Here is a 2,567-nt window from a genome sequence, read left to right as displayed (position 1 = left end):
GCCTATACAGCCGGTCAGGTTGCCTATCATGGGACTAAGCTCCTAGGTGGAAGCGAAGAAGATGCCCAAACCGCAAACTTTATCGGAAACCTGGTAGGAGGCTATGTGACCTCCTCAGCAGCCAGCAAGTTTAGTCTCAATAAGGTGAAAGATGCCTTTTCTACGAATACAAAAAAATACACTCTAAATAGTGATCGATTATCTAATCTAGAACTATATACATCTCCAGAAATAAAAGCTATAATCAATAAGGCGGGTTATAGCCTGGAAGACTTTTCGAACTTAGTAGATGCAGATACGACTTTATCAGCTAAAACAGATGCATTTGTCAAAGCTGTTCGCAAAGAGATTGGTATACCAGCTCCTAAAACCAAGATGAATAAAACGATACCTACAGAGTTTGTTGAATCATATCTCAGCGGAGAACGTAATTCTTTTGCAGGTTTTGTCTCGGTTGATGAGCATTCAAAATCATTAACTACTCTTCCAGAAATAGTTGAAGGAAATCGATTAGACTACCCCAATACTCCTTTTGACTTAGAAAAAACCAAGACCTATGCGAAGATATCATTTTTCTTGGATGAAGCAGATAAGCTAGATATTCCATTTGGTGAACTTGATAATGCGAGTTATCCTTTTACAGGTCGAGGTTTTACAGGTTCTAAGAATATTATATTACCGGAGTATAAGTTGATAGAAGAACGAAATTTTATGGATGGAGATTTAATAACAATTTTTGAAAGCAAAAGCGGAAATCCTATAAGACAATATAAATATGTAGAAAATAAAGGTTGGAAACTAATAAAATAGGAGTGAATAATGATTGCAATTTATCGGGGTAAAAAATATAATGTTTCAAAAGGTCTTAGTAATAATGATTGGATTGTTCTGACTAGTGATACAAAAGATGAAGGATTTAACAATTATGTAGATTCTTGGGGAGAGGAATTTGATGATTTCTTTTCTAAAAAAGTCAAGATGGAAGAGCTAGATTATCTATACAGTATTCATTATGAAATTCAATATAAGGGGCATTCTTTTTATGTTAGTAGTGGGATGATTCGAAAGAATATTGAGAAAGATTGGTTTGAAATAATACCAAGCGTCAACCAAAATCAAATAAAGGATGAGTTGGGATTCAAGCAGATAAACAAATTAGAATGGGCAAAAGAGATTAGCCGAAAAGACATTGAAGTCTTAAAAATAGTCGAAACACCTTTAGGAATCTTTAAAGATCAGGGAGTTAAGATCAAGAGTTTAGAAGGCCAAGACATCGATAACTTTTTAAATTCTATTGAAAAGTAATTTTTTGATGCTTTATCGCCATTAAAATAGCTTGTAAGGAACTTGTTTATACACTGTTAGTTGTAGGCAAGTTCCTGTTTTTACATTAAGTGCAAATCTCCAAGGTCAGGCCATCTCGAGTATGCGTACCTACCTAGTGGAAGTGCATGGGACTCTCCTTCAGACTCTGGTCAACCTGATGAATGACTACTCAACCAATCTCCTACTGTACAAGGACTGTTACTACCAGATTGACGGTGATCTTCATACAAAGTTGCCAGGTCAGGTATTTACAAACCTTCATAGTGCTTTAAAGAGTTCACGGGACGATTTGAAGAGTGAGATTGAGGTCTTGAACACGACCAAGGACAAGATTTCTGATTTGGTGAGCTATGATGGAAGCAGTCATACCAGCACGGTCATGGACTATAACTTCCTCATGAATCAGCTCAAGAACTTGGATACCTCCATTACTCAGTATGAAAGTAACCATGCGAGTCAGGATTTGGTCGCCTTTAAGGAACTTCTAGCTGCGACCAAGGCCTTGATAACAGAACATGCAGGGAAGACACGTACGGTAGGGACTTATCAGTCAGGAGATTTTGCTAAACTCAAGTCTGTTAAACGCTTTGCGATAGCCTACCAACAGGCGACCAAGCAGATGGAGAGCCGCGTTGAACGAGTGAAAGCCGCCCAGGAGCGGGACAAGGCTCGTTTTGAAGCTTTGGCTGCGGAGGATCGAGCCAAGAAGGGTTGGATAGACCTGGGTCTTGCTTGGTGTACTGACAGCTGCGATAGGGATTCTTGCGATTGTAGGAACCATGGGCTCTGCGACCCCATTGGTTGTTGGGTTTGGCTTAACGACAGGACTTGGGACGTTTGCCTATGGAACCTCTAATGCAGCAGAAGGGATTCATAATATCGAACTTGGGAATGCAGGGGATATCCATACCAAGTCAAGAAACTTTATCCGAGATACGCTTTTCATGGGGAATGACAAGCTGTATCATCAGGTTGGTGGGATCTTTGTGACGGCGAGTGCCATCATGATTCCCATAGGGCAGACGCAGAGCGTTGCCAAGGGCTTGACCCAGTTTGCGATAGGGGAAGCAGGGGCCTATACAACGGGTCAGGTTGCCTATCATGGGACTAAGCTCCTAGGTGGAAGTGAAGAGGACGCCCAAACCGCAAACTTTATCGGAAACCTGGTAGGAGGCTATGCGGCAGCTTCTGCAGCCAGCAAGTTTAGTCTTAATAAAGTAAAGGTAGATGTCGAAGTACCG

At 40.7% G+C, this 2,567-nt stretch carries 2 protein-coding genes and 2 pseudogenes; all 4 read left to right on the top strand.

Translation table 11 applies throughout. From position 1 onward, the window contains the following. Positions 1 to 810: pseudogene (locus SORDD15_RS10260) on the top strand (hypothetical protein); the annotation flags it as partial. A 9-nt stretch (positions 811 to 819) separates the two neighbouring features. Then, entirely contained in the window at positions 820 to 1,305 is a 486-nt protein-coding gene (locus SORDD15_RS03380; RefSeq protein ID WP_061414342.1) for a hypothetical protein, read from the top strand. A gap of 121 nt (positions 1,306 to 1,426) precedes the next feature. After that, positions 1,427 to 2,182: a T7SS effector LXG polymorphic toxin gene (locus tag SORDD15_RS10480; protein WP_231097622.1), complete on the top strand. Its 756-nt coding sequence runs from the start codon at positions 1,427 to 1,429 to the stop codon at positions 2,180 to 2,182. Further along, a pseudogene (locus SORDD15_RS03370) lies at positions 2,106 to 2,567 on the top strand (hypothetical protein); the annotation flags it as partial. The gene SORDD15_RS10480 and the pseudogene SORDD15_RS03370, both read left to right, overlap by 77 nt.

The sequence above is a fragment of the Streptococcus oralis genome (assembly GCF_001578935.1).
In the GTDB taxonomy this organism is placed as follows: Bacteria; Bacillota; Bacilli; order Lactobacillales; family Streptococcaceae; genus Streptococcus; species Streptococcus oralis_R.
This window is presented reverse-complemented; position numbering and strand designations above follow the sequence as displayed.

What these genes read in the sequence shown, in the direction of transcription:
- SORDD15_RS03380 (WP_061414342.1), top strand. Translation starts at nt 820, where the DNA reads ATGATTGCAATTTATCGGGGTAAAAAATATAATGTTTCAAAAGGTCTT.
- SORDD15_RS10480 (WP_231097622.1), top strand. Translation starts at nt 1,427, where the DNA reads ATGCGTACCTACCTAGTGGAAGTGCATGGGACTCTCCTTCAGACTCTG.